We start from the raw sequence: 9,138 nt of genomic DNA, 5'->3' as shown, positions 1-9,138 counted from the left end.
AACTTAGAAGATAGCTAGTTAGATATGATGTACTACCAAACAGAAACTGGCACTAAATATTCAAGTAAAGTTGATGGTAAATGTTTAACAGCTTTTCAGCGCAAAATTCTGCAAAAGAGTTTACAAGAAAATCTAGCTGAATCTTACCGTCAGCGCATTGAAATTATGTTGCTGACAGATGAAGGAAAATCTCAAACCACAATTTGTCAGACATTGGGGTGCTGTCCAGCAACCGCTAGGCATTGGATGCACATAGCACGTACTGGGATGGCTCATCAATGGCAAGATTGTGCAATTGGTCGTCCTAAAGCAGTAAATGAAGAATTTTTAGAACGTTTAAAAGAACTTGTCGGTAACAGTCCTCGTGATTACGGCTATTCTTTTCGGCGTTGGACAGGTAACTGGTTGAGTCAACAGTTAGCGAAAGAATTAGGAATTAAAGTTAGCGGTCATCACATCAATCGACTGCTGAAGCAAATGGGGCTATCGATTAGAGGAAAAGCCATAACTGTTGAAGAAAAAACCTTAGAAAAAGCTAATGGTGCGCAAATTTTAATTAGCGACCTTAAATCAAGCAATACGTTAGATAATAATGAATTTTTGCCGATTCATTTAGCAAAATTAGGAACAGACTCAGGGATTCATGGTGCAAAATCTATCAGATCTGTTAGTGTCTCTGGAACAATTCAGCAATATTTTGGGGTACTCACTTTCCGAGACAGAATTTCAACAATGTTTGCAACAAGTTAAATTTCTCAACCCCAAAGTTGGTAAGTTTTGGCAAGGAACTGACGCTGAACCAGGTATCTATATTGTGATTGCCGGTAAGGTGAGGTTGCTTGACAATGTAGGTGAGTTAATCACCACTTTGGAGTCCGGAAATTCATTTGGGGAATTTACTTTGTTTCCGGAGGCTGAGTTAAAACCTTATGCTGCTAGGGCTTCGATAAATTTGCAGTTGTGCTTTATTCCTGGTGAGTTGTTGCAACCATTGATGGCTAATTATCCTGAAATTAGGCAGCATTTGTGGCAAACAGCGTTATCTCGCAATTCTCTTCAAGAAGACACAGATAACTCACCTGTAACTGCGATGTCCACGACTGGCTACGCCTACCCATCAACTCCAAATCATCAAACAGCTATTTCTGCAATCTCTACTCCAGAACCACCACAAAAAAAGATTAGTAAAGCCTATTTTCCCAAACCTACTCAGCAAGTTGGGCATTTATGGCAAAGAGTGACTCGCCGCTATCCATTTTTTGCCCAGCAAAGTGCATCAGACTGCGGTGCAGCTTGTTTAGTGATGGTGTCTCGCTATTGGGGTAAACGCTTTAGCGTCAATCGGTTGCGGGATATCGCCAATGTAGACCGTAATGGCGCATCATTGCGGGGTTTGTTAACGACGGCGGAAAGTTTAGGTTTTGCAACCAGACCTGTCAAGGCGAGTCTGAATCAGTTAGCCAAGCAAAAATTACCTGCAATTGTCCATTGGGAAGGCAAACATTACATTGTAGTCTACGAAATTACCCAGAAACATGTCATAGTTGCCGACCCTGGTATTGGACAACGCACCCTCACTCATGCAGAGTTCCAAGCAGGCTGGACTGGTTATACATTGCTGCTGCAACCTACAGCTATGCTTAAAGATGCCAAAGAAACCTCTACCCCCTTTTGGCAATTCTTTGAGTTACTCAAGCCTCACGGTTTGGTAATGCTGGAAGTATTGATTGCTTCGGTATTTATCCAGATATTTGGGCTGATTACACCCCTATTTACCCAGTTAATTTTAGACCGAGTAGTTGTACAGCGATCGCAACTCACCTTAACTGCTGTTGGTATCGGATTGCTGATTTTTAGCCTGTTTCGAGTAGCAATGACAGGTTTGCGGCAATATCTGCTAGACCACACAGCCAATCGTATAGACTTGGCACTAATCGTTGGTTTTATCCGCCATACCTTACGTTTACCCTTGAGTTTTTTTGAGTCCCGTTATGTAGGGGATATAATCTCGCGCGTTCAAGAAAACCGTAAAATTCAACGCTTCCTTTCCGGTGAAGCATTATCTATCCTCCTAGATTTACTCACAGTATTTATCTATGTAGGATTAATGTTTTGGTACAGTTGGAAAATGGCGTTGCTAGTGTTGGTAATTGTACCGCCGTTTGCTTTATTAGCATTAATTGCCACGCCTTTTTTACAAAGAATTTCCCGCGAAATCTTTAATGCTGTAGCCAATGAAAGCAGTTACTTAATCGAAGCTCTAACTGGTGTTAGAACTGTGAAAGCTACAGCAGTAGAGCATACAGTTCGTTGGCATTGGGAAGAGTTATTAAATAAAGAAATAAAAACTAACTTTTCTGGACAAGTTATCAGTAATCGCCTGCAAATTTTCAGCAATGCCATTGAAGCAATAGTTACAACCGCCTTGCTATGGTTTGGGGCACATTTGGTAATTGAAAACCAGCTAACTATTGGGCAGTTGGTAGCTTTTAATATGCTTTTAGGCAATATTATTACCCCTTTCCAACGCTTAATTGTCTTGTGGAATCAATTGCAAGAAGTAGTGATTGCTGTAGAACGGATTAATGATGTTCTGGATACAGAACCAGAGGAAGATTTACAACACCAAGCACGACAGAATTTACCATATATTCAAGGCAATATTCGCTTTGAAAATGTTACATTCCGCTATCACCCAGAAAGTGATATTAATATCTTAGAAAATCTCACTTTTGAAATCAAAACTGGACAAATGGTAGCACTGGTAGGGCGTAGCGGCTCTGGAAAAACTACTATTTCTAAGCTAGTTTTAGGCTTATATCCCCCTACAGATGGCAAAGTCTTCATTGATGGACAAGATATTACTAGTATTTCCCTGCGTTCCTTACGCCAAGAAGTAGGCGTAGTTGACCAAGATACATTTTTATTTGGTGGAACCATTCGCGAAAATATTAGCTTAGGACATCCCGGCGCACCTTTAAGCGAAGTGATCGAAGCAGCAAAATTAGCGGGTGCTGATGAGTTTATTAAAAAATTACCAATGGGATATGAAACCCAAATTGGTGAAGGTGGTGGGTTATTATCTGGCGGACAACGACAGCGCATAGCTATAGCTAGAGCCTTATTAGGTAATCCTCGCTTGCTTATTTTAGATGAGGCTACTTCCCACTTAGACACAGAGTCAGAAAAAATTATTCAGCAAAACTTAAACACTATTCTTAAGGGAAGAACTACCTTAGTGATTGCTCATCGACTCTCTACTGTACAAAATGCCGATATGATTTTGGTACTAGACAAAGGCGTATTGATCGAGAGTGGAACCCATGCAGAATTAATGGTGAAACGCGGGCATTATTTTTACCTCAATCAACAGCAATTTCAAGGATTAAACTAGATTAAATTAGGGTGGGAGATACTCACCCTAGATGTTTTGCCCCAATTAAATCTGAATTTAATTTCATCTTGTAATTAAGAGCTTAATTTAAAATTAAAATCAAGGAAGATTCATGACAGATGTATTAAATGGTAGGGTCAAAAATTCCATAATAACAGATAAACCCCATACAGAAACTTTAGTAACACCATCTCCAGTAATCAAAAGAGATGACTGGGCTGAAATTACAAAAGAATCTCTCGAAAGCCTTCCCCAAGTTTGGACAAGAGGATTGTTATATTTTTTAGTCATTTTTGTCTCAATAATTTTACCTTGGGCAGTATTATCTAAAGTTGATGAAACTGGCACAGCTAGAGGGCGTATTGAGCCTCAAGATCAGACAATTAAACTCGATGCTCCTGTGGCTGGAACTGTTGCCGAAATTCGAGTTAAAGAGGGTGAATTAGTTAAATCTGGACAAACTTTATTATTATTAGAATCAGAATTAGTTAAAGCTGAACTACGCCAGGTTCAAGATAAATTAGAAGGACAATTAAATCGACTTTCGCAGTTAAATTCTGCTAAACATCAGTTAATTGTATCTTTAACAACTCAACAACAACAAAACCAATCGCAACAGTTAGAAAAACAAGCTCAAGTTGACCAAGCAAGACAAAATATTCTTACATTAAAAAATGCCTATACATTACAGAAAGACGAGAGATTAGCTCAAGTTAATCAAGCGCGACAAACTCTTGAACACAGCCGAATTGTAAGTAATTTGATGGAGAGTACTTTATCTAGTACTCAGCGAGAGGTGGAACGTTATAACAAGCTAAAACAACAAGGAATTATTCCCGAAATTAACCTTGTAGAAAAGCAAGATTTAGCAAAAGACAAGCAAAAATTATACGAACAAAGTAAATCAGATATCGCACAAGCTAAGTTACGTTTAACAGAACAGCAGAGTAGCTATGAGCGCAATATTCGCCAAATTAGTGCAGATATTGAACAAGCAGAATTGCGACTCAAAGAACAAGAAAGAGGTTATCAAACCTTAATGCGTTCCGGTAAGTTAGCTGTGTTAAAAATTACAGAACAGCAAAAGAACTTAGATACAGAAATTGCTTCTCTCCAAGCAGAAATTGCTCAAACCAAAAGTCAGATTACATCATTAAAATTTCAATTAGGACAACGAGAAATTAAAGCAACTGTGAATGGTAAACTGTTTCAGTTGCCAATTCAAAAAGCTGGCTCTGTAGTGCAATCAGGAACAATGATGGCAGAAATTGCACCTTTAGATTCACCTTTAATTATCCGGGCACAAATGGCAACTACCGAAAGTGGTTTTTTACAAAAAGGATTGCCAGTTAAATTAAAATTTGATGCTTACCCATTTCAGGATTATGGTGTTGTATCGGGGGAATTAATTAAAATTTCGCCTACTACTACAGAGGTGGATACACCTAATGGTAAAGTTGCAGCCTATAACTTAGAAATTAGTTTAAAACAAAATTGTATTTCTTCTGGTAATAAATGTATTCCCTTAAATCCAGGAGATACAGCAACAGCCGAAGTTATTGTCCGCCAACGCCGGATTAGTGATTTTCTACTCGATCCGTTTAAAAAATTGCAACAAGGTGGCTTAAAACTATAGTAGTTTTAGGTTGTAAGTTTCTTGTAATTATGCAGTTATAAATTTATCATTGAGGAGCGCTTAAATGTCACAAAATATCACCATTATCAAGGAAGATATTCTGCGTGAAATTAAGTTATCATGCAAGATTCCTGAAGTAATTGAGCAAATTATTAGTCGGAAAGTAATTATATCTAGCGCAGTAGAAGCTGGTATTACAATTGAACCAAAAGAACTTCAGCACGCAGCAGATCAAATACGTTTAGTTAATAACCTTGATAGCGCTGATGATACATGGAAGTGGTTAGAAAAACATAGTTTATCTTTAGAAGATTTTGAAAACATAGTTTACAGCAGCCTCATTTCTGGAAAGTTAGCTGCTCATTTATTTAGCGAGCAAGTGGAGCCTTACTTTTTTGAACATCAATTAGATTATTCTGCCGCAGTTATGTACCAAGTCATCTTGGATAGTGAAGATTTAGCACTGGAACTTTTTTACGCCATTAAAGAAGATGAAATTAGCTTCCATGATGTAGCTCACAAATATATCCAAGATGTTGAATTAAAACGCTCTGGCGGATATCAAGGAATAGTCAGACGGAAGGACATGAAACCGGAAATTTCTGCTGCTGTTTTTGCTGCTAATCCACCACAAATCCTCAAGCCAATTGTCAATTCTCAGGGATACCACTTAATTCTTGTAGAAGAAATTATTCAACCAATTTTAGATGATAAGTTGCGTTACAAGATTATTACAGAGTTGTTTGCAGAATGGCTCAAGAAACAAATTGACCAATTTGAAATTGAACTAATATTAGACTAAATTATAGAAAACCTCTGAAATCTTCAGAGGTTTTTTATCAGATAATGAATGTTGAGCTAATACCAATTTTTTATGAGGCTGCATAGAATTCGATCCCCCCTAGCCCCCCTTAAAAAAGGGGGAAAAAGAATCAAAGTCCACGGCAGTTGCTTCAAGTCGGGAAACCCGCCCAACGCACTGCCTCCCCTTTTTAAGGGGGATTTAGGGGAATCTAGATATATGCAACTTCATATTAAATTGGTATAAAAGCGAAAACTGCTTAATTGTAATTTCAGACTACTATCTTTTGAGCAGTGTTGCAATTTCTTTACCTATTTCATAACCAAGCCAAAGCGCTGCAATTGCTTGGATGAAACCACCACGAGTTGCATCAGTTTCGTTATCTGTTAAATCAACCAGATAGTTAGCACGGTTGATATCGCTAATGGTAATTAATGTCATGGTAAATCCTCCATTCAAAAATGGTAATAGATAAGTTCAGAATTATTGCTTAAGAAAATAGCAAGCAACTAGACCAACGGCAAATAATAGAGGAATACAGATTGAATAAATACCCTTAAATTCCTCTAGTTGATTGTTATTTAATTCAAAAATTATTGCCAGACAGCACTATCTTCTTTTAGTCAGAATTGCAATTTCTCTGCCTATTTCATAACCCAGCCAAACAGCTGCAACAAATTGTATAAAACCCCCACGAGTTGCATCAGTTTCGTTATCTGTTAAATCAACCAGATAATTGGCACGGTTGATATCGTTAATGGTAATTACTGTCATGGTAAGTCCTACAATTCAAAAATGGTAGTAGATCAGTTCAGAATTATCAGTTAAGAAGATAACCAGCAGCTAGACCAATACCAAATAATAGAGGAATACAGATAGGACAACCGCCCTTAACTTCGTTCAGTTGATTGTTATCCAATTCAACAATTGATAGGTTCTGAGCATCTAGGTTTTGAATTGTGATATTAGCCATTTGTAATTTCTCCTTCTTGGGTTAAATTCTTTGTCGAAGATGATATTTTGTTCATCCGTATGTATTATTCTCTTAGTTGTTTTATCTGGTCAATATTTTAGGTAATACATCATGGAACAAAATAGGTACAGTTATTAATTTAATGTTTTTATGGCTGATACTAATTCTCTGTGAGGCTGCACATTAAGCCTTTTTTCTGCAAGCCACTGGCTCTAATTATAAAGCCTTCCTTTGCCGACTAGATGATATGCACCAGTGGCATAAGCCCTAATTTTGTATATTCCGCTTTCAACTTATCTACAATACTGCATAATCATTGTTTCGCAGCTTTTCATATTAAAACAAACTTAATTCTTCATGAAAAAACCCTCGAAAATTTTCAGAGGGTTTTATTAATTTAGACAATGAAAGTAGACCTAAAAGCAAAAAAGCTTAGTAATACTGGCAACTTTACTATGTCTGTATTTAATTTAATATTACTCAGTTAATCGGGCAATTTCTTTGCCTATTTTATAACCCAGCCAAAAAGCAGCAACAAATTGTATAAAGCCACCACGGGTTGCATCAGTCTCGTTATCTGTTAAATCAACCAGATAATTGCTACGGTTGATGTCGTTAATGGTAATTACTGTCATGGTAAGTCCTACAATTCAAAAATGGTAGTAGATAAGTTCAGAATTATCTGTTGAGAAGATAGCCAGCAGCTAGACCAATACCAAATAATACAGGAATACAGATAGGACAACCGCCCTTAACTTCGTTAAGTTGATTGTTATCCAATTCAACAATTGCCAGATTCTGAGCATCTAGGTTTTGAATTGTGATGTTAGCCATTTGTAATTTCTCCTTCTTGCGTTAATTTCTTGGTCGAAGATGATAGTTTTTTCATCCGTATGTATTATTCTCTTAGCTGTTTTATCTGGTCAATATCTTAGTGATATGTGATTGAACAAAATAGGTACAGTTATTAATGTATTAGCTATTCTGCTGTTTAGTTGCAGTTGACTGTTGACTGTTGACTGTTGACAGCTATTATTAGTAGTTCTAGAATTTAGGCACACATTAGGTTATTTGCTGAATCGATATTTTTGATAACTAATTTATAAGTTATCGTCATTAAATTAGTAAAAAGTCCCGAAGGAAGAAAAACTTCATTCGGAACTTTGTTTGAGAGTGGTGAATTTTAATTACCTACTTATCTAGCTGATTTATACTTTCTTAAGCAGCTTCCTAGCCCAAAAACTAAAGCTGTACTCAGAATAGTTGATGGTTCAGGTACTTGTTTAGCAATGTCGTAAGCACCACCTATTACCAAAGGCCCATTGTCTCCTGGTTGCGCTGGTCTTAAATCTGGTTTTGTAATAAATTGAACGGCAAAGGAATTCCCGTTGAAAATTGATCCTCCGGTCATATTCAAGCGTGGCGCACGGAAATTTTCAACTAGAAAATCGGGAGAAATAGTAATGTTGGAAAAGATGTTAGAGAAACCAACTTTACCATCTCCATCTACATCTCCCCAGATTACATCATCAGCCAGAGTATCAAAATCAGGAAATACTAAGAAAGAAAATTGATTGATAGTAAAGCCTGTATCATTAACGAAATTTTGTTCTCCAGTAGTGTCAGGGGCGTTCCAAAATCTTAATTCACTTGGTTTCAGCGCATCTGTGACTTTTATGCCATCAGGAAAATTGGTGATAGGTGTTGTCACGATTGGTTCGACTAATGTAACAGCACTAGCGGGGGATAATGAGAGCAAAAATCCACCTAATGTACTTGAAATTAACGAGCCTATAGTTGTAGCTTTCATGGCTTAAATAAGGTAATCATTCCTGATGATTATTCTTACCATTATTAACATCTGTATTTTTACGGCTTTGGGAAAACTTCAAGAAAACTTTATATATTTTACCTTATATAAAGCAGCAAACAATAAAACTTTTAAATTCAAAAAAATTCGTTTTTATTTTTAGATTTAAAAGTACATAAACTTAGCTAAAAATACTGCATTACAAGGCTTGTGGGGTATGCGATCGCTCTACATACCCTCAAGTTTTTAAATCAAAAGTTAACCCATCCTTTATCTGGAATTAACTAATTTTTGATGTTTATTGAATTTAGAGTATTCATTTAAAAATTAGTTAGATATTGGCGTAAAACCTGCTTCTTTTTCAATACGGTCTAAAGCTTTTTTGGCTTTGAAGATTACTCGCAAATAAGCTATTTGACTATTCCAAGCTAAACGAGGTAACAACGGTTCTTGAGAGTCTAACTCAATTGGAGATTGATTAATAGATGATTCTACTGGAGGTATATAATCACTGGGCATATTA

11 protein-coding genes are annotated in these 9,138 nt (G+C 36.9%); 4 read left to right on the top strand and 7 right to left on the bottom strand.

Annotation, left to right across the window (positions count from 1 at the left end):
• Positions 1–24 precede the first annotated feature (24 nt).
• The 4 genes from H6G08_RS21535 (at position 25) to H6G08_RS21520 (ending at position 5,832) form a co-directional block, all read left to right on the top strand.
• Positions 25–750, top strand: a complete 726-nt coding sequence (locus H6G08_RS21535) for a helix-turn-helix domain-containing protein (RefSeq protein WP_190546593.1) — start codon at positions 25–27, stop codon at positions 748–750.
• Positions 644–3,394 carry a peptidase domain-containing ABC transporter gene (locus H6G08_RS21530; RefSeq protein WP_190546590.1) on the top strand — a complete coding sequence of 917 codons (2,751 nt, stop codon included), beginning with the start codon at positions 644–646 and terminating at the stop codon, positions 3,392–3,394. Before H6G08_RS21535 ends, H6G08_RS21530 begins: the two co-directional genes overlap by 107 nt.
• Positions 3,395–3,506: 112 nt before the next feature.
• Positions 3,507–5,030, top strand: a complete 1,524-nt coding sequence (locus tag H6G08_RS21525) for a beta-barrel domain-containing protein (RefSeq protein ID WP_190546588.1) — start codon at positions 3,507–3,509, stop codon at positions 5,028–5,030.
• Between the two features lie 64 nt (positions 5,031–5,094).
• Positions 5,095–5,832 (top strand): peptidylprolyl isomerase, encoded by a 738-nt coding sequence (locus tag H6G08_RS21520; protein ID WP_190546586.1) that lies wholly within the window; start codon positions 5,095–5,097, stop codon positions 5,830–5,832.
• Positions 5,833–6,111: 279 nt separating this feature from the next.
• On the opposite strand, the gene H6G08_RS21515 is transcribed toward H6G08_RS21520, so the two are convergent.
• From H6G08_RS21515 to H6G08_RS21485, 7 genes are all read right to left on the bottom strand, one after another.
• Positions 6,112–6,273 carry a hypothetical protein gene (locus H6G08_RS21515; RefSeq protein WP_190546584.1) on the bottom strand — a complete coding sequence of 54 codons (162 nt, stop codon included), beginning with the start codon at positions 6,271–6,273 and terminating at the stop codon, positions 6,112–6,114.
• 168 nt (positions 6,274–6,441) lie between these two features.
• Positions 6,442–6,606 carry a hypothetical protein gene (locus tag H6G08_RS21510; RefSeq protein WP_190546582.1) on the bottom strand — a complete coding sequence of 55 codons (165 nt, stop codon included), beginning with the start codon at positions 6,604–6,606 and terminating at the stop codon, positions 6,442–6,444.
• Positions 6,607–6,652: 46 nt separating this feature from the next.
• Positions 6,653–6,805: a hypothetical protein gene (locus tag H6G08_RS21505; protein ID WP_190546580.1), complete on the bottom strand. Its 153-nt coding sequence runs from the start codon at positions 6,803–6,805 to the stop codon at positions 6,653–6,655.
• A gap of 476 nt (positions 6,806–7,281) precedes the next feature.
• Positions 7,282–7,440, bottom strand: coding sequence for a hypothetical protein (locus tag H6G08_RS21500; protein ID WP_190546578.1), 159 nt, complete (start codon positions 7,438–7,440; stop codon positions 7,282–7,284).
• A 43-nt stretch (positions 7,441–7,483) separates the two neighbouring features.
• Positions 7,484–7,639 (bottom strand): hypothetical protein, encoded by a 156-nt coding sequence (locus H6G08_RS21495; protein WP_190546576.1) that lies wholly within the window; start codon positions 7,637–7,639, stop codon positions 7,484–7,486.
• A 361-nt stretch (positions 7,640–8,000) separates the two neighbouring features.
• On the bottom strand, positions 8,001–8,615 hold the full coding sequence (locus tag H6G08_RS21490; RefSeq protein WP_190546574.1) for a PEP-CTERM sorting domain-containing protein: 615 nt from the start codon (positions 8,613–8,615) through the stop codon (positions 8,001–8,003).
• Between the two features lie 327 nt (positions 8,616–8,942).
• Positions 8,943–9,134, bottom strand: coding sequence for a hypothetical protein (locus tag H6G08_RS21485; RefSeq protein ID WP_190546619.1), 192 nt, complete (start codon positions 9,132–9,134; stop codon positions 8,943–8,945).
• Positions 9,135–9,138 lie beyond the last annotated feature (4 nt).

It is taken from the genome of Calothrix anomala FACHB-343 (assembly GCF_014696435.1).
In the GTDB taxonomy this organism is placed as follows: Bacteria; Cyanobacteriota; Cyanobacteriia; order Cyanobacteriales; family Nostocaceae; genus Aulosira; species Aulosira anomala_A.
Note: the sequence above shows the minus strand (reverse complement) of the source record. Positions and strands in the feature narration are given on the sequence as shown.